Source organism: Clostridium sp., assembly GCF_016650035.1.
In the GTDB taxonomy this organism is placed as follows: Bacteria; Bacillota; Clostridia; order Clostridiales; family Clostridiaceae; genus Clostridium_AD.
Window position 1 is genome coordinate 1 of the sequence record NZ_JAENWM010000082.1, and the last position, 18,415, is coordinate 18,415.

20 protein-coding genes and 4 pseudogenes are annotated in these 18,415 nt (G+C 31.8%); 22 read left to right on the forward strand and 2 right to left on the reverse strand.

All coding sequences use genetic code 11. The annotated features are described in order from the left end of the window. Window positions 1-130: 130 nt before the first annotated feature. The 14 genes and pseudogenes from JJD95_RS15980 to JJD95_RS16045 form a co-directional block, all read left to right on the forward strand. Window positions 131-238, forward strand: a pseudogene (locus JJD95_RS15980) (hypothetical protein); the annotation flags it as partial. Continuing rightward, complete coding sequence (gene hemL / locus JJD95_RS15985; protein ID WP_291644017.1) at window positions 231-1,499, forward strand: glutamate-1-semialdehyde 2,1-aminomutase; 1,269 nt, start codon at window positions 231-233, stop codon at window positions 1,497-1,499. The pseudogene JJD95_RS15980 and the gene hemL, both read left to right, overlap by 8 nt. 25 nt (window positions 1,500-1,524) lie before the next feature. After that, complete coding sequence (locus JJD95_RS15990; RefSeq protein WP_291644018.1) at window positions 1,525-2,352, forward strand: sirohydrochlorin cobaltochelatase; 828 nt, start codon at window positions 1,525-1,527, stop codon at window positions 2,350-2,352. A gap of 10 nt (window positions 2,353-2,362) precedes the next feature. Beyond that, window positions 2,363-2,989, forward strand: a complete 627-nt coding sequence (locus JJD95_RS15995) for a precorrin-8X methylmutase (RefSeq protein ID WP_291644019.1) — start codon at window positions 2,363-2,365, stop codon at window positions 2,987-2,989. A gap of 37 nt (window positions 2,990-3,026) precedes the next feature. Next, on the forward strand, window positions 3,027-4,106 hold the full coding sequence (cbiD, locus tag JJD95_RS16000; protein ID WP_291644020.1) for a cobalt-precorrin-5B (C(1))-methyltransferase CbiD: 1,080 nt from the start codon (window positions 3,027-3,029) through the stop codon (window positions 4,104-4,106). Window positions 4,107-4,121: 15 nt separating this feature from the next. Next, the gene (cbiE, locus tag JJD95_RS16005) at window positions 4,122-4,724 is read left to right on the forward strand and encodes a precorrin-6y C5,15-methyltransferase (decarboxylating) subunit CbiE (protein WP_291644021.1); all 603 of its coding nucleotides are present in this window, start codon (window positions 4,122-4,124) and stop codon (window positions 4,722-4,724) included. A 9-nt stretch (window positions 4,725-4,733) separates the two neighbouring features. Continuing rightward, window positions 4,734-5,294, forward strand: a complete 561-nt coding sequence (gene cbiT / locus JJD95_RS16010) for a precorrin-6Y C5,15-methyltransferase (decarboxylating) subunit CbiT (RefSeq protein ID WP_291644022.1) — start codon at window positions 4,734-4,736, stop codon at window positions 5,292-5,294. Window positions 5,295-5,308: 14 nt separating this feature from the next. Then, a complete protein-coding gene (locus JJD95_RS16015) occupies window positions 5,309-5,974 on the forward strand; it encodes a cobalt-factor II C(20)-methyltransferase (protein ID WP_291644023.1) in 666 nt (221 codons plus the stop codon). A 29-nt stretch (window positions 5,975-6,003) separates the two neighbouring features. Next, window positions 6,004-6,753: a precorrin-4 C(11)-methyltransferase gene (gene cobM, locus JJD95_RS16020; RefSeq protein ID WP_291644024.1), complete on the forward strand. Its 750-nt coding sequence runs from the start codon at window positions 6,004-6,006 to the stop codon at window positions 6,751-6,753. Further along, window positions 6,713-7,762, forward strand: coding sequence for a cobalt-precorrin 5A hydrolase (cbiG, locus tag JJD95_RS16025; protein ID WP_291644025.1), 1,050 nt, complete (start codon window positions 6,713-6,715; stop codon window positions 7,760-7,762). Before cobM ends, cbiG begins: the two co-directional genes overlap by 41 nt. 21 nt (window positions 7,763-7,783) lie before the next feature. Beyond that, entirely contained in the window at window positions 7,784-8,518 is a 735-nt protein-coding gene (cobJ, locus tag JJD95_RS16030) for a precorrin-3B C(17)-methyltransferase (protein ID WP_291644026.1), read from the forward strand. Between the two features lies 1 nt (window position 8,519). Next, window positions 8,520-9,293 (forward strand): cobalt-precorrin-6A reductase, encoded by a 774-nt coding sequence (locus tag JJD95_RS16035; RefSeq protein ID WP_291644027.1) that lies wholly within the window; start codon window positions 8,520-8,522, stop codon window positions 9,291-9,293. A gap of 4 nt (window positions 9,294-9,297) precedes the next feature. Next, window positions 9,298-9,798, forward strand: coding sequence for an ECF transporter S component (locus JJD95_RS16040; RefSeq protein ID WP_291644028.1), 501 nt, complete (start codon window positions 9,298-9,300; stop codon window positions 9,796-9,798). Further along, window positions 9,789-10,529 (forward strand): AIR synthase related protein, encoded by a 741-nt coding sequence (locus tag JJD95_RS16045; protein WP_291644029.1) that lies wholly within the window; start codon window positions 9,789-9,791, stop codon window positions 10,527-10,529. The genes JJD95_RS16040 and JJD95_RS16045 overlap by 10 nt, the downstream gene beginning before the upstream one ends. A gap of 63 nt (window positions 10,530-10,592) precedes the next feature. On the opposite strand, the gene JJD95_RS16050 is transcribed toward JJD95_RS16045, so the two are convergent. Further along, window positions 10,593-13,346 (reverse strand): PAS domain-containing sensor histidine kinase, encoded by a 2,754-nt coding sequence (locus tag JJD95_RS16050; protein WP_291644030.1) that lies wholly within the window; start codon window positions 13,344-13,346, stop codon window positions 10,593-10,595. Window positions 13,347-13,740: 394 nt separating this feature from the next. Here JJD95_RS16050 and JJD95_RS16055 point away from each other — a divergent pair, with 394 nt between their 5' ends. The 8 genes and pseudogenes from JJD95_RS16055 to JJD95_RS16085 all read left to right on the forward strand — a co-directional run. Beyond that, window positions 13,741-14,448, forward strand: coding sequence for a B3/4 domain-containing protein (locus tag JJD95_RS16055; protein WP_291644031.1), 708 nt, complete (start codon window positions 13,741-13,743; stop codon window positions 14,446-14,448). Window positions 14,449-14,708: 260 nt separating this feature from the next. Beyond that, entirely contained in the window at window positions 14,709-14,846 is a 138-nt protein-coding gene (locus JJD95_RS16060; protein WP_291644032.1) for a hypothetical protein, read from the forward strand. Between the two features lie 196 nt (window positions 14,847-15,042). Next, window positions 15,043-15,225 (forward strand): annotated as a pseudogene (locus JJD95_RS16065) (DUF255 domain-containing protein); the annotation flags it as partial. A gap of 144 nt (window positions 15,226-15,369) precedes the next feature. Further along, the gene (locus JJD95_RS16070; RefSeq protein WP_291644033.1) at window positions 15,370-15,684 is read left to right on the forward strand and encodes a DUF4258 domain-containing protein; all 315 of its coding nucleotides are present in this window, start codon (window positions 15,370-15,372) and stop codon (window positions 15,682-15,684) included. Window positions 15,685-15,686: 2 nt separating this feature from the next. Beyond that, entirely contained in the window at window positions 15,687-15,917 is a 231-nt protein-coding gene (locus JJD95_RS16075) for a type II toxin-antitoxin system MqsA family antitoxin (protein ID WP_291644034.1), read from the forward strand. A gap of 409 nt (window positions 15,918-16,326) precedes the next feature. Next, window positions 16,327-16,470 (forward strand): annotated as a pseudogene (locus JJD95_RS20130) (YkvA family protein); the annotation flags it as partial. Window positions 16,471-16,524: 54 nt separating this feature from the next. Continuing rightward, window positions 16,525-16,653: a hypothetical protein gene (locus JJD95_RS20135; protein ID WP_367114834.1), complete on the forward strand. Its 129-nt coding sequence runs from the start codon at window positions 16,525-16,527 to the stop codon at window positions 16,651-16,653. A 176-nt stretch (window positions 16,654-16,829) separates the two neighbouring features. After that, a pseudogene (locus JJD95_RS16085) lies at window positions 16,830-17,027 on the forward strand (DUF255 domain-containing protein); the annotation flags it as partial. Between the two features lie 270 nt (window positions 17,028-17,297). Here the strand turns inward: JJD95_RS16085 and JJD95_RS16090 are convergent. After that, window positions 17,298-17,459 carry a hypothetical protein gene (locus tag JJD95_RS16090; RefSeq protein ID WP_291644035.1) on the reverse strand — a complete coding sequence of 54 codons (162 nt, stop codon included), beginning with the start codon at window positions 17,457-17,459 and terminating at the stop codon, window positions 17,298-17,300. Between the last annotated feature and the right edge of the window lie 956 nt (window positions 17,460-18,415).

Consider the following 18,415-nt stretch of genomic DNA (forward strand, 5'->3'; position numbering starts at 1 on the left):
TATAATATTTGACAGCATCTTCTTTAAATTGTTTATCGTGTTGTTTTCTCATGATTAAGTCCCTCCATCTATTATCTTTATTGTAATACTTATCAGGAACTTTCTCAATTTCTATTGTACTATTTCTATTCTAGCACCAGAGATGTTACTTTCTATTAAAAGGGCAGGAGCGGATATGATTATCACATATTATGCGCTAGAAGCTAGTAAATGGCTTAGGGAGGATATAAATGAGTAATTTAGATATATTTAATGAATCGAAAAAATACATGCCCGGTGGAGTAAACAGCCCAGTTAGGGCATTTAGGGATGTGGATATAAATCCACCTGTAATTAAAAGTGGTAAGGGTGCCTACATATTTGATGAGGATGGCAATAAATATATAGATTTTGTTTGCGCTTGGGGTCCTATGATGATGGGACATTGTAATGAAATCATTGTAAAAGCAATTAAAGAAACTTGTGAATCGGCCATAGCTTTTGGTGCTCCTACAAATTTTGAACTAAAGCTTGCAAAGCATATGTGTACCACTCTAGATGGACTGGACATGATTAGAATGGTTAATTCTGGAACAGAGGCAACTATGAGCGCAGTTAAGCTTGCAAGGGGATATACAGGAAGGAATAAAATAATTAAATTTGCTGGATGTTATCATGGACATTTTGATGGATTCCTAGTAAGTGCAGGTTCAGGGGTTCTAACTGAAGGCATACCAGGAAGTGCAGGAGTACCAGAAGATAGCATTAAAAATACTCTAATAGCCGAGTACAATGATATTGAAAGTGTTAAAAATGTATTTAAGAGTCATGGAAATGATATCGCAGCGGTGATTATAGAACCAGTAGCTGGAAACATGGGAGTTATACCTGCTAGTAAATCATTTCTAGAAGGTTTAAATAAAATTTGCAAGGAAAATGGAAGTCTATTAATTTTTGATGAAGTGATGAGTGGCTTTAGAGTTGCTTATAAGGGGGCAGCTAGTTTATATGGAATAAAGCCTGACCTTGTAACTTATGCAAAAATTATGGGCGGAGGATTACCTTGTGGGGCTTATGGTGGAAGAAGAGAAATCATGGAAATGTTATCTCCAATGGGACCAGTGTATCAAGCAGGAACTATGTCCGGAAACCCAGTGGTTATGGCAGCAGGATATGCAGCGCTTAAGGACCTTTATGATAATCCAAGTTATTATGAAAAACTTGAGGAATTAGGTGCTATGATTCAAAGCGGTGTAGAAAAAATCGCAGTGGAGAAGAATCTTCCTATAGTTGTAAATAGATGTGGATCAATGGTTACGATATTCTTTACAAAGCTTAGCCAAGTTAATAATTATGAAGATGCAAAACAGTGTGATACTGTGCTTTTCGCGAAATTCTTTAAACATATGATAAGTAATGGAATATATATTGCTCCTTCACAATTCGAATCACTATTTTTAAGTGTTAAGCATAGCAAGGATGATATTGAGAAATTCTTGGATGTTATTAGGAAATTTTAAAAGAGAAATATAGCAGAGGTGAAAAATGAAGAGTGCAATATTGGTGGTAAGTTTTGGAACAACATACGCGGATACTAGGAAATTAACTATTGAAAGAATTGAGGAAAGAGTAAGTGAAACTTTTAGTGATTATGATGTTAGAACAGCATTTACATCTCATATGATAATAAAAGTTCTTAAAGAAAGAGATGGAATTACGTGCGATACACCAGAAGAGGCTTTAGATAAGTTAATGAAGGAAGGATATGCAGAGGTTATAGTTCAACCACTGCATCTGATACCTGGCGTCGAGTACGATTATGTTAAAGGGGTAGTACATAGATTTAAAAATAAAGAGGCCTTTAATAAGATAGAATTAGGTAGACCGGCCTTATATTATAAAGGCGAAGAAGAGGGAAGACCTGATGATTATGGAATTTTAGTAGACTCAATAGATCAGATTATACCTAGAGATAAAGCTGTGGTTTTTATGGGACATGGAACAATACATTATGCAAATGCTTGCTACTTATGTCTTCAAAGTGTATTCAATGACCATGGGTATGAAAATGTTTATCTAGGAACAGTGGAAGGCTATCCAACACTACAAGATGTTATTAGAAAACTTAAAAAAGATAAAATAAAGGAAATTACTTTAATGCCTTTAATGCTTGTGGCAGGAGATCATGCTAAAAATGATATGGCAAGTGATGAAAAGGATTCCTGGAAAATGGTTCTGCGAGATAATGGATTTAAAGTTAATATATATTTGCATGGCCTGGGAGAAATTCCGAAATTTCAGGAGATATATTTAGAACACATTAGAGATGTTATTGAAGATAGATATGAAGGGCTTGGAAAAACTAAAAAATAAGGGTGATAAAATGAAAGATTATATCAAAGTTCCGATGGATATTGAAAATAAAAGTTTTGAAATAATAGGTAGTGAAATGATGAGTCATAACTTTTCTGAAAATGAATTAAAGATTATCAAAAGGGTAATTCATACAACTGCAGACTTTGAATACCAAGACCTAGTATATATAAGAGAAGGTGCAATAGATGCAGCCCTTAAAATTCTTAAAAAGGGAACTACAATTTATACCGACACAAATATGGCTCTTGCAGGTATAAATAAAAAGGCATTATCAGAATTGAATTGTAAGGTTGTCTGTTATGTAAGTAATGAAGAAGTTGCAAAAATTGCTTTGGAAAAGGGAATTACAAGATCTATGGCGGCCCTTGAAAAAGCAGTAGAGGAAGGCATTGAATTTTTTGTTTTTGGAAATGCTCCAACTGCGTTATTTAAGCTTAATGAGCTTATAATAGAGGGTAAATCAAAAGTAAAATTTATTGTTGCAGCTCCTATTGGTTTTGTAGGTGCAGCAGAGTCGAAAGTAGAAATAGAAAAATTAGAAACACCTATGATAACGATAAGAGGCCGTAAGGGTGGTAGCTCAGTTGCAGCTTCCATAGTAAATGCATTACTTTATATGTTAATTAAGAGGTAGAAAATAGAGGATTTTGTTTAAAGCGAGGTATTGTGTTATGTTAGATCTATTTGTTAACAGTAATGGTAAAAAATTAAGATGTGGATATACTACAGGCTCCTGTGCAGCTGCTGCTGCAAAGGCTGCTACTTATATGTTATATAACAATGTAGAAATTAAAGAAGTTAAAATAGATACACCAAAAGGCATAGAACTTTTGCTAACTATAGAAAAAATCATTACTTCTGAAGATTATGTTGAGTGTTGCATTATAAAAGACGGTGGAGATGATGTAGACGCTACCCATGGTTTAGAAATATGGGGCAGAGCAGATAAAAAACAAAGTGGATATAAATTAAAAGGTGGAAGTGGAGTAGGGGTTGTAATGGGGGAAGGTTTATATGTAAAAAAAGGAGAACCTGCTATAAACCCTGTACCTAGACTCATGATAGAAAAAGAAGTTAAAAGTGTACTTCCAGAGAAAGTTGGAGTAGAAATAACCATCTCTGTACCTAGAGGTGAAGAAGTTGCTAAAAGAACCTTTAATCCACGGCTAAATATTATTGGAGGTATATCTATACTAGGAACTACAGGAATAGTAACTCCTATGTCTATAGAGTCAATTACAGATTCGGTGCATCTTGAAATCTGTCAAAAGGTTGCCGGGGGGCATAAGGATTTAATCCTGGTATTTGGTAGTATAGGTGAAGAAATGGCTATAAAGCTAGGGCATGATAAAAATAGAATTGTTATAATATCTAACTTTATTGGCGTTGCTCTAAATAGCTGTATGGAGAAAGAGGTTAATAGCGTTTTATTAATTGGTCATATAGGAAAACTTAGCAAAATATCAGCTGGATGCTTTAATACTCATAGTAGGACTTGTGATGTTAGACTAGAAGTTATTGCCTTAGAACTTGCACTTGCAGGTGCTCCTAGAGAACTTGTGCAAGCAGTCTATGCAGAAAAAACCACTGAAGGTGCAGTTAAGCTTTTAGGCAATAGATACAATGAAATATATGAGGAAATAGCAAAAAAGAGTAAAAATAGAATGGAACAATACACCTATGGACAAATAAAAGCTGAAGTAACAATGTTCGTAGGAACAACCACACCTAGAGTGCTATACGCAACTTAAGAGAGGGGGGATGGCATGCTTTTTATAGTTGGCCTTGGACCAGGAAGTAGTGATTATATTTTACCTAAAGCAGTTCAGGTACTGAAGAATTCAGATGTTATTTTAGGCTTTGAAAGAGCTCTTGACAGTATAGATTTCGATTATGATAAAAAGAAAATAGTTAAGAGTCTTACGGAAGTGATATGTTATGCTAGAGAAAATATGGACAAAAATATAAGCATTGTAGCTTCGGGAGACCCCTGTTTTTATGGTATAACAGATTTTGTAAATAGGAGTTATAGTGGAAATATTGAAGTAATACCAGGTATCAGCTCCTTTCAATATTTTGTGTCTAAATTAAATAAATCTTGGCAAGGTAGTTATCTTTCAAGTCTTCATGGAAGAGAGGAAGATTTTATTCAGCGGGTTAAAGAAAATAGTATTTCAATTTGGCTTACTGATAAAAACAATACACCTGGATTTATTTGTAACAAATTAATGGGGTGTAATCTTAAGACAGTGGTATATGTTGGTGAAAATTTATCTTACCCTGATGAAAAGATAACAATTGGAGCACCGGAGGAATTTATAGATACAAGTTTTAGTGATTTATGCGTGGTTATAATTGAAAGGCTATAGGTGATGATAATGGATTATATTAGAGATGAGGAATTTATAAGAGGAAATTGCCCAATGACTAAGGAGGAAGTAAGAATTTTAAGTATTGCAAAACTCCATTTAAAAGAATATAGCCAAGCGTTAGATATTGGAGCGGGTACCGGATCTGTCACAATAGAAATGAGTAGGCAGTGTAGCAAAGGCTCAGTTGTAGGAATAGAAAAAGACGTCGATGCATTAGAGGTATTCTATAAAAACAAAGAAAAGTTTAAAGCTTGCAACTTAACCGTTATTGAGGGTGAGGCCTTAGAGGTTATAAATGAAATTAACGGATGCTTTGATTCAATATTTATTGGAGGAAGTGGCGGAAATCTTGAAAAGATAATTAGAGAATATAGTTTAAAGCTAAAAACAAAGGGTACAATGGTTTTAAATTTTATAACTATAGATAATTTATACACTGCTATGAGGGTGCTAAAAGAAATTGGATTTGTTGTAAGTTGCACTCAAGCTTCAATAAGCAAAACAAAGGGAGAAAGCTTTATGCTTTTTGCAAACAATCCAATATTTATAGTAACTGCTGAAAAATAGTTAGGAGGAAACAAATGGGTAAATTATATGGCGTAGGAGTTGGACCAGGAGACAAGGAACTGTTAACACTAAAGGCAGTTAGAATTATAGAGATGTGTGATGTAATTGTTGCACCGAGTGCTATGAGTGGTGGAAAAAGTATAGCACATAAAACAGCAGAGGATTATATTAGAAAGGGTTCTGAAATAATGATTAAACACTTCCCTATGGGAGGAGAAGAACAGGAACAAAAAATATATGAAGCATTTAAGGCGATAGAAGAAAAACTTAAAGAGGGTAAGAATGTAGCGTTCCTAACAATAGGGGATCCGTTTGTTTATAGCACATATATTTACCTTTTAAAGTATATAGAGGAGCAAGGATTTGATACTGAAACTATTCCAGGGATAACATCGTTCTGCACCTGTGCTAGCCTTGCAAAGCAGCCTCTTGTTATTGGTGATGAGCCACTCCTTATTATGCCAGCTAGCAATATTCATAATATAGGAACTGAAAAATTCTTAGTTATTATGAAGGTTTATAAAGTGGAAGAAGAAGTTATAAATGTACTTGAAGAAAAAGGGTTTGATTATGTCTATGTGAAAAAGGCTGGGAGAGAAGGCCAAGAGGTTATAAGAAATAAAGAGGATATACTAAAGAATAAAGAGTATATGTCACTAATTATAGCAAACAGAAAATAATTGAAGACAATAGGGATGGAGGAATAATTATGGTTTATTTTATTGGAGCAGGTCCTGGAGATGTGGATTTAATAACAGTTAAAGGAAGAGATATTTTAACTAGATGTGATGTTGTTATATATGCAGGATCATTAGTTAGTAATGAACATATAAAATTTTGCAAGGAAGGCGTAGAAATACATAACTCAGCATCAATGACACTTGAGGATGTATTACTAGTTATGAAAAAGGCTGAAGATACGGGTAAGATGGTAGTTCGTCTTCATACTGGAGACCCAGCTATTTATGGAGCAATAATGGAACAAATGGAGGAACTAGATAAGCTAAATGTAGAATTCAAAGTTATTCCAGGAGTAAGTTCTTTTTCTGCAGCAGCTTCAGCAATTAAAAAAGAATTCACTTTGCCAGGTGTAACTCAGACAGTTATACTTACTAGAGTAGAAGGCAGAACACCAGTGCCTGAGAGAGAAAATTTAGAGAGTTTGGCTAAAATAGGAGCTTCTATGGCTATATTTTTATCAATAGGAATGATAGATAAGGTGGTAGAAAATCTTAGACGTGGTTATGGAAGAAATGTTCCAGTGGCTGTGGTGGAAAGAGCTACTTGGGAAGATGAAAGATGCATGATAGGAACTTTGGACGATATTTCTGAAAAGGTAAAGGCTGCAAATATAACTAAATGTGCACAAATTCTAGTTGGAGACTTTATAGATTGTGAATATGATAAGAGCCTACTTTATGATAAGAGCTTTACCCATATGTTTAGGGAAGGAAAATAGTGAGGCTAATATGAATATTGCAGTTGTCAGTGTTACAAATCAAGGAGATGAAATTAGTGAAAGGTTAAGAGAGGATTTTCATATAACTCTCTTTTCAAAAAATGCTATTTCTAATTTCAATTTAAGTGTTATCACAAAGAAGCTTATGGAGGATTATGGAGCCATAATCTTCATAAGTTCTACTGGTATTGCAGTTAGGGCTATAGCTCCATATTTAAAAAACAAGGCTACAGATCCAGCAGTAATAGTAATTGATACAACTGGTTCTTTTGTAATTAGTTTAGTTAGCGGGCATTTAGGGGGAGCAAATGAACTCACTTTAAAGGTGGCGCAGTGTATAAAGGCTCTGCCTGTAATTACTACGGCTACGGATAACCTGGGACTTATAGCACCAGATATCATTGCAAGAGACAACCATTTAGTGATAGATGATTTGAAAAAGGCTAAGAGTATTTCTTCAAAGCTTGTAGCAGGAAGAAAAGTAGCCTTTTTAGATGAAGCTAAGGAGATTCCTCTTCCAAAGGGGTATGAAGCAAGTACTGAAGGGGCAGAAGGTCTTGTATATGTTACTAATAAAAAGGATTCAAAAGTTACAGAAGGACTCAATAAATGCGAAAGCCTAAAGTTAATAAGAAGAAACATAGTGCTTGGAATAGGATGTAAAAAAAATTTCTCGGTAGTTAAAATGAGAGAGTGTGTTTTAAGCATATTAGAGCAGCATAATGTGGACATTAGGTCCATTGTGATTGTTACTACTGTAGAGGTTAAAAGAAATGAAGTTGCTATTTTAGAACTTAATGAATTCTTTAAAAGTGAACTCAGTATATGGAGTCTAGAAGAAATTAAAAAAATTCAACACAAATATATCGGAAGTGATTTCGTAGAAAAAACTATTGGAGTTAGGGCAGTTTGTGAGCCTTGTGTTGAACTAAGTAAAGGTTCATTATTAACTGGTAAGATAGCTTGCGAGGGCATGACCATTTGCATTGGAGAAATAGAGAACAGATAACAATATAGGTGGAGGGATAACATGGGAAAGTTATACGTAATAGGTATAGGTCCAGGTGGACTCGAGCATATGACATTAAAGGCAATTAAGGCTATAGAAGAAAGCCAAGTTGTAGTAGGTTACAATAAATATATTGATTTTATAAAACCACTTTTAGAGGGTAAAGAGCTTTATTCCACTGGAATGAAGGGGGAAGAAGTGAGATGCACTCATGCATTAAAAGAGGCAGAGAACAAAGTTGTTTCTATAATAAGCACTGGAGATGCAGGTATATATGGTATGGCTGGATTAATACTTCAGCTAAATGCATTAGATAATGTAGAAGTTGAGGTAATTCCTGGAGTTACAGCGTCCTCTGCAGCTGCATCAGTAATTGGAGCACCACTAATGCACGATAATTGTAACATTAGTTTAAGTGATTTAATGACTCCTTATGATTTAATAAAAAAGAGAGTTTCACTTGCAGCAGAAGGAGATTTTGTGATTTCATTATATAATCCAAGGAGCATGGGAAGACAAAAGTATTTAAGAGAATGTACAAATTTGATTGCTGTACATAGAAAAGAAACAACTCCAGTGGCTGTGGTTAAAAGTGCACTAAGAGATGGACAAGAGATTAGACTATTCACACTAGGTACCTTTGAGGAAAGTGTTGTTGATATGTTTTCCATAGTTATTATAGGAAATAGTCAAAGTTATATTAAAAATGGTAAATTTATAACTCCTAGAGGATATTCCTCTGAAGCGTCGGAGTAATATGATAGCATTATTTTTAGGAACCTCAGAGGGAAAAAAAATACTATCTCTACTAAATACTTTTACAGAAGATATTTTTATTTCAACAGCCACCTCATATGGAGGAGAACTTTTAAGAGATTATAAATATAAGGTTTTAAATACGGCTCCACTAGATAAAGTAGCCTTAGCTAAGGCTTTTAAAGAAAACAATATAACAGTAGTAGTAGATGGTTCACACCCATATGCAACGGAAATTACAAAGACACTAATGAATTTATGCACAGAGCATAACATTGATTATATTAGATATGAGAGACCTTCTGTTATTGATAAATTCAAGAATCATAAGGAAATAATTAGGATTTGCGGATATGAACAGCTATTAGAAATGGCAAAAAATATTAAAGGAACTATATTAAATACTACAGGAAGTAGAAATATAAAGAAACTCATGGATCTTGGAATGGAAAACAGAATAGTTCATCGGGTACTTCCATCCATAGAAGTTATGCAGGAATACTTTTCCTTAGGCCTTGCAGTTGAGGACATCATAGCAATTAAAGGCCCCACTAGCTATGATTTAAATTGTAGCTTTATTAAAGAGTATGAAGCTGAGGCAATTATTTTAAAGGATAGTGGGGTGCAGGGTGGTACAGAAGAAAAGTTAAAAGCTGCAATTGATTTAGGGATAACTGCTTTTGTAATAGATAGAAGTGTGGTAACCTATGAAAATTCATTTAATAATGAAGATGAACTTGTTGAATATATTAGGAAGACATACTGGAGGGGGTAAATAGGTGAAAACGAAAAAGCTTGTTTTAGCTGCACTTTTTATAGCACTTAGTTTTGTAGGGGCCAATATAAAAATAATGGGTTCAATAGCCTTTGATTCCATGCCTGGGTTTTTAGGAGCCATAATACTAGGACCTTTTTACGGAGCGTTAATAGGTGCCCTAGGACATTTTCTAACTGCTCTTACTAGTGGGTTCCCACTATCACTACCTGTTCATTTGATTACTATGGTGGGTATGGGGGTAACTATGCTGGTGTTTGGATATGTATTTAAATATTTTTTATCGAAAAACTATTTTGTAGCAATCATACTTTCACTAACTTCCGCAGTTATGATAAATGGACCACTGTTAATATTAATACTATCACCACTATTAATACCTGTTTTAGGCAAAGCTGTTCTTATAGGGATGGTGCCCGTACTTTCAGGCGTAGCTGCATTAAATATTATTATGGCACAAGTAATACATAAGATTTTACCCAAGCGGTATAAATCATGGAAGTAAGCAAAGTAAGAGATTTAACTCTTATAAAAATTGATAAAAACAAAACAATGGTAGTAGCCTGTGATAGTTGTGGAAGTGTTGGAATGAAAGAGGGGGATTCATTAAAAGTGAACCCTTTTTACACAGGTAAATATACTGCTAGGGCTGCCCTACTAGAAGTATTATGCACTGGGGCAGAAATTGTTACTGTAGTAGATGCTATTTGTAACGAAATGAAATCCACAGGTGAAAAAATAATTAGAGGTATAGAAGAAGAACTTAACGCCGCAGGTATAAGTAGAGTTGTTCTTACTGGAAGCACAGAAGAAAATTTTCCTACAGTTTCTACTGCTCTAGGCATAACTGTTATAGGAATAGCAGAAACTAAAGTTTTAAAAGTGAATAGTGTAAAAGATAATTCTATAGTGGTTTCAATAGGACTGCCTAAGGTGGGGGAAGAAGTCAAAGTAAATAATGATGAAGATATTGTGCATTACAGCGATATTGAAATTCTTCTAAATACGAAGGATGTTTATGAAATAATCCCTGTAGGATCTAAGGGTATACTTAATGAAGCCTGTCAACTTGCAAAAAATAATGGTATGAAGCTGAAAATCGAGGAAAATATTAATGTGGATATTATGAAAAGTGCAGGTCCAAGTACAGTTATTATTGCTGCAGTTTCGGATAAAGTTATGGACAATATAAAACATTTAAGGAATTTTAATATTATAGGAAGTATAATTAAGTAGAATGTATTTTTAGTCATAAAAAAAAAGCCATTGATATCAATGGCTTTTTTTTGTATAAAATCACTAATAAATATCCGATAACTCTACTCGTATACTTTCATTTTTAATGGGTAATTTGTTAATGTATAGCTTACTCTCTTGAAGTACCTTTTTTGAAGGGAGTCTAACAGTAAATTCACTACATTTTCCAAATACGCTTTCAACAAATAGACTACCACCATGTAATTCTACTATTGATTTAACTAAACTTAAGCCAATACCAGTACCTTCTGAATTTTTTGATAGAGATTTATCTACCTGATTAAATCTATCGAAAATCATATCTAAGTTCTTCTCTTCAATGCCAATACCATTATCTTTGACTGATATCTCAACAAATTTATTTTTATCTTTAATAGACACAAATATTTCATCGCCGACTTCTGAAAATTTTATTGCATTTGATATAAGATTTAAAACTATTCTATCAATCGCTTCTGGGTCACAAGCAATAATATTTTCTTCTATATCTGTATCAAAAATGATATTTAAGCCTTTGATGTCAGTGAAATTAGTTACAGACATCACTATATCTTCTACAATGGCCACTATATTATTATTTGATAAGTTCAATTTGTAGAACCCTGCTTCAATTTTAGATAAATCAACTATGTTATTAATAAGCTTAGATAGTCTATAGGAATTTTGCTTAATCGAATCTATATATTTAATAATTGAATTCCTTTTATCGTCCAGTGAACCACTATTGCAAAACAAATCAAATAACTGAGCTGTGGCAAATATAACATTTAGTGGCGTTTTAAGTTCATGGGATATGTTAACGAGAAATTCTCCTTGTAATTTTAATGTCTTTTCCATGACTATATTAGACTTTATTTCAGCAGTAACATCAATTACTATGATTAATATTTCTTGGATTTCTCCATCTATTTTGAATATGGGTTCAAAAATAATATTCCAATATAGCTGCTTTCCATTTAATAAAATTTCCTTTTTATTCAAATATTTTGTTTCTTTCTCTCTTATAACTTCATTAATACATAGGTAACATTTACTTGTTTCTAATGGTTTATATGTTTCCAATAAATCTACAAGCTTCATTTGGGTTAATTGACTGATTGATAAAATATCAGAATTTAACTGCTTAATGATACTAAAGGCCTTTTTATTAATATCCACAACAGTTAAATCTGGGCATGATATTCTAACAACAGGCAAATCAAAAGTATTTACCATTCTGTTCAAGAATTTATATTGGCTTCTTATAGCTTCTTCACGTTTTAAATAGTCCGTCATGTTTTGAGTGCAAAGCACACCTATAGTAAATTTTCCTTCACCATCATAAATAGGTGTTCCACTGACATTTATTTGCAATGTTTTATGTGGAAATCTTAAGTCCATCCTCATGTTTTTAAATTTTTCCCCTCGCATAACTCTAGAAATTGGAGTGTTTTGAAGAGTTATCTCATCACCATTAATATCATAAAGATTAGCCTCATTATAACTATCACTTGTCTTATCTATATATACATAATATCTTTCATTTGTTTGGGCTTTGTATTCATAATATGGGAAAAACATTTTCCTCTCTGATTTGTTAAATGATATATATTTGCCTTTATTATCGAAAATAGAAATGCCATCAGATATATTTTCAATGATAGCCTCTAATTGATTTTTCTGCTCTTCAATTTTTCTGGACTTTTCAATTGTGTCGGTAATATCGTGAAAGCACGATATTACCATAGTTATATCTCCAAGCGTATTATAAATCGGAATTGAGCTTATCTCCAAAAAATACTCTTTAGTAGGATGTTTTATATGTGCTTTTAAATTTCTAACTTCCTCTCCTCTTAACGCCTTAAATCCAGGAAGGTTTTCAAAAGGTATCTCATTGCCTTTCATATCGAATAATTTAGATGATTTAAAACTATCACCTAAAAAAGTTACATTGTCAGATTGACAAACTAACCTCTTTGCTTCTGAGTTTGCCATAATAAATTTACCCGTATTATCAGCAAGAACTACTCCCTCAGATAAATTTTCAATTATGCACATAAGTTGTGTGTTTTTTTGTTCCAATTGTTCTTTTTGCTTTTCAATTATCTCATTTTTTCGAAGTAAACTATGATTTTTAGGAACACTTTCAGTAACCTCACAAGCAGTTTCAAATATGTATTCAATCTTTCCATTTTGAAGTATAGCTGTTTGGGTAAAGGCCCAACAAGTTATTTCTCCTTTGAAACTAATATTTTTTATATAACTGTTCTTTTTCGTTTCAAGAATTGAGTCCCAAATAGCTTCGGTCTCGCTACCCACAAATCCTTCTATAATTTCATTAATAGGGAGACCTATAATATTTACTTCATCATTATGAGGAGAGTCTAGTAAATTACGATACTTTTCATTGGATCTGAGCAATATTAAATCAGGAACACTGTACACGGCATAGCCTGTTGTAGTATCCATAAATAATTGCTCCATAAAGGTGAACTTGTCATCAAGTCTAGAATTTGGTTTCTCAACAAAAGTGTACACTTGTCCATTTGCCACCGTGTCATTAAAAAGTGATATAGTCACTTTACGGGCGCAAAAGGATTTTGTAAAAATATATACCGAATAATTATTGCTAATATTATCAAGAAGTCTTTGGGGATTAATTTTTAGCATGGCGGACAGTTCTGTAAGTGATTTACCTATCAATTCAGCCATTGTAAAACCTGTAAAATCTATAAATCCCCAATTCACATCTGTTATAATGCCATCACACGAATAAAAATATGGTTTTATTATTTTATTACTAAAAGTATTTTCCAATATATTACCCCCATTTTTTAACACATACTCATATAGATTTTATCTTTAAATAAGAAGAACAGTATTGATATGCTTTTCATTACATATTACCATATTTTTCATCAAAATGACATAATTTATATTATGGTATTATATTTTAGAGTAAAGATACATAATTTGTATTATTATAACAGGAAAAATGTTTATCAGTAGACTGTACAATAGTTAATACATCAGATAAGGAACAGATTATATCCTCGATAATGATGTTCAAAGTAGTAGATAAAGATGGCAGAGCGTGTAAATTCATTTCAATAACAATTAGTATTAGATTAAAGAAAATCACAAGGAGGAAACAAAGATGTATAATATAAATAGGGTTTAGAATTTATATATGATATATGGAGGAATAGTTATGAAAAAGTTTATAGTTGAAGATGATTTTTGGGGTTTGTTTCCACAAGCAAGAATAGGTGTAGTTGTTTGCACGGGAATAGATAATGCAATAAGAGATGAGGATAAGTTTAAAGAACTGGTGTCACAAGCTGAAATTGCAGCTCTGACTTATTTAACAGAGGAGCAATTTAGTAAAAATCCGGTAATTCAAATTTGGAGAGAAGCATTTAAAAAATTTAAAACAAAAAAAGGTGTGAGATCTTCTATTGAAGCTCTGTTAAAAAGAGTAGATAATGGCAATCGCATAGGGAATATAAACCCATTGGTAGATATTTATAATTCTATATCTCTAAATTTTGCATTGCCATGTGGAGGAGAAGACATAGATAAATTCGTTGGAAATATAAGACTTACTAAAGCTGATGGGAATGAAGAATTCATTACACTTGGAAGCGATGAAAGCAGTTCCCCTTATGAGGGTGAATTAATATACAAGGATGATGATGGAGCAATATGTAGATGCTTAAATTGGCGTGAGTCAGTAAGAACTATGCTTACTGAAAGTACAAAAGATGCATTTATGTGTGTTGAATTGCTTGATGAGACCAGATATCGGGAGTTTGAACAATCATTAAAACAGTTGGCAGATTTGATAAATAAAAATCTTGGAGGAACAACCGAGATAATAATATTAAGCAATCAAGTAAGGGAGTGTTATATAGATTAAAAAAAACATAATGCAAAAAAAGATTGTGCTAGTAGACATGTATATTGAGTTCAGTCTTACATTTAGGACACATATTAAGAAAGAACCATTATAAATTAATGGTTTAAACTGATTAGTGTATGGAGTTTTAAGTTTTTATATAAAGAAAGCACTAAATTAATTTTTGGTGCTGTTTTTTTGAGCTGTGTTGTTTTTTTGTAGTTTTTAAATAAGGAATAGAGCTGCAAAAGAAGCTGGATTAACTAAAGCAAGTTTAGATATTGAGGTATTTATTAGTCCCAGGACAAAGATGGGAAATAGAATTTATAGAAGATGGTACTATTGATATTGAAAAGTTTATTAGTGATGGGTCATTATATGGTAAAGAAGAATTAGAAGTCTTACTTAATGAATTTTAGGATCAAAAAAAATTTTTAAAAACCATAATAAAAATTTAGGGCACAATATTCTTTTATAACGCAACAACCTTTATATAAATTTATGGCATATTTTAAGAAACAATAAGGTTATGTTGCTACTTTATTTCCTGGGACTTAAAGCAGCTACCTTGGGCATAATATAGCTAATACATATCTGATAGGAGTTGTTGTAGCTATGACTAAACCAGATACTATTAAGGAAAACAGAAAACCTAACAGATTAATTAGTGAAAAGTCTCCATACCTTCTCCAACATGCATATAACCCAGTAAATTGGAATCCATGGGGTGAAGAAGCCTTTGCAAAGGCTGAGGATAAACCAATCTTTCTTTCAATCGGCTACAGTACTTGTCATTGGTGACAAGTTCACAAATGGTACTACTCATTAATTTCTTCAATCTTTAAATATAAATATAAGCAGCAAGAATAATCTCGGCATATTGTGAGATTTTTTTTGATGATGTGGTATACTATAAATATACATATAAAGGAGAAAGGAAATATGAATTTTAGTATAGAAAAGATACAAGAATTAATTAGAAATGATAAAATCCAGTGGCGTGGACATATTCTTATAAGGATGCAACAAAGAGAAATTAAAATTAAAGAAGTAATTGATTGTATAAATAACGGTGAAATAATAGAATACTATGAAAGTGATTATCCTTTTCCAAGTTGTTTAATTTTAGGATTTACTGATGTTCATAGTGGAGTTCATGTGGTATGTTCAGTAGGGCAAGAGTATGTATGGATGATAACAACCTATTATCCTGATAGAGACCAATGGTATGAAGATTTAAAAACGAGGAGGCAGTAAGGATGAATTGTATTTTATGTAAATCTAATTTAGCTAAAGGCAATGTTAACCATATTGTAGACTTTGACGGGCATATAATTATAATTAAAGGTGTACCAGCTAATGTTTGTAAACAATGTGGTGAGTATTATATAGAAAATGATATAGCGTTAAAGCTTGAAAAAATGATTGAAGAAGCAAAAAAGAATAAAGCAGAAATATTAGTTATCAATTATTCCGAAATGGCAGCTTAGAGAGTGAACTTTTAAGTAATGGTTTGATAACAATATAAGGCATGTAGATTGTATCTGAAATAGATTAAACAAATTTAGATAGCTGGTGAAGGTGATGTGAAATCATTTTGATCAGCTTTTTTAATTCGCTAATTATAGAAGAATATTTATTGTATTTAATTTAAAATTAAATTTTAATTAAGATAGCTGTCACTAAAAGGTGCTGATATTTATTATGGATGCCAAGATTGCTGGGATATAATTCTAGCGTTATTAAAAACAATGTTCTAGATGTAATATAAAAAATGGGGATGGAAAAGTTAACTTAATTGCACATTCGAAAGGGGGCATTATAATTAACAATTTTATTGAAATATTAAAAAATATCATTAAGGATTTTAAGATAAAGGTTAAAAATTTAAAGAAAGAAATTGGAGCGTTATCTTTAGCCTGTAAAAGATGTGATGTACCATGGTATGCTAAGGTTGTAGTATTATTAGTAGTCGGATATGCTTTAAGCCCTATTGATTTAATTCCTGATTTTATACCCGTATTAGGCTATCTTGATGATTTAATTTTAGTGCCCATTGGTGTAGTATTTGCAATTAGTTTAATACCAAAAGATATTATGAATGAATGTAGAGAGCAGTCAGAAAATATTTTTAAAGAAGGTAAACCTAAAAATTGGGTTGTAGGAGGCATCATAATTTTTATATGGATTGGAATAGTTACTTATTTTTTAACTTTGTTTTTATAATATATTGTTATGTATTTCTCTTCTAATATTCTTATATAATGCAACTAACCATATATAAATTTATGGCATATTTTAAGAAACAATAAGGTTATGTTGCTACTTTATTTCCTGGGACTTAAACCAGCTACATTGGGCATAATATCATTAATACATATTTGATAGGAGTTGTTGTAACTATGACTAAACCAGATACTATAAAACAAAACCGAAAACCTAATAAGTTAATTAATGAAAAATCTCCATACCTTCTCCAACATGCATATAACCCAGTAAATTGGAACCCATGGGGAGAAGAAACATTTGTCATAGCAAAAGCACAAGATAAACCAATCTTCCTTTCAATCGGCTACAGTATTTGTCATTGGTGTCATGTCAGCTAAACACCGCAATTTATTAAAATCAATAGCCATTGGAAATAAAAGGCTTAAGCTGATTTTGTATTGATTTTTAGTTATTATATAAGCACTGACATAATTGTTCAACTGGTTCTCTTTTGAGGTGCATATGTAGTAATTATCACATCAAATAGCACGTATTTAACAATAGAATAAGCAGAAGGTTTAACAGCCTTCTGCTTATTTTTGTTTTATAGCTTAATAAGCTAAAATAAAAATTTTCAATTTCGCTTAATCAAATTTTACGAATTATCCGAACAAGCCTAATTTGCTACATACCCAAAGAAAGGCAACGAAGATACTAAAAGATATCAATAAAAATATAATGATATTAATGAAATCGTTATATTCAGTGTGTTTAGCGTCTTTACTTTGAAACAATCCAAATATAAATTCAATAATAAAATCCATGACTACAACTCCCTCAAACTATTTATAAATACGTTTATAAACACAATAAAATAAAAAGTTGTATAAATCATATCTTTAAAATATATACAGCTTAGAAGAATATTATAACATGATTTCTATATATTAGTAAAATATAACTAATAGGATAAAATTAGAATGGTTTATTTAAAATAAATTATATCACTTAACTTAAATTTTCATTTATTATACACACTATTATTAGTATACAAAATAGCAGACATAATATAAACTCCATAAACTTATGGAAGAATAAAAATTGATGTTAATTAGCACGTTATTTTTCATGTTATTTTACTAAAAGCACCTCAAAAGCGAACCCGTTGATAATTGTTAGTGTTACTTTTTTATAAATTATTTAACAGTTTTATGTAATAGCATTCCGTGGTACATGTTTTTTGTTTTTATCTTGCCAAAAACACTTGAATAATTTTTGTATGAAAATTTTTATTAAGTATAAATCAGCGCTATATTTTGATGTAATAAATTTAATAGTTATGGATATAATTATTGGTAGCATAAAGCAAATGTTTCGTGGGATTAAATGGATATCTAAAAGCATTAGAAAGCATTAGAAATCATTAGAAATCATTAGAAATCATTAGAATGAACTATAGTGATGAGAATATAACTAAATATTTTATAGTTAAAATTAAATATAAATGGATAAATATTAAATGACAAAATTTTCATGGGTTAAATATACAGTTAGCTACCATGAATATCTTTAATATTAATTTTAACTAGGATTAATAAATATATTAAGGGAGCGTATATGGGTATTGTACATGTTATCATTGAAAGTATGTACTTAGGAATTATAGTATTAATTTTGGATTTTATTATTTCTATATTCTTGGTTTTTGGTGGGGGATATGTGCTCTATAGCATTTTAAACAAGTTATGGGGGCACAAAGAACAAATACTAATAGTTCCAA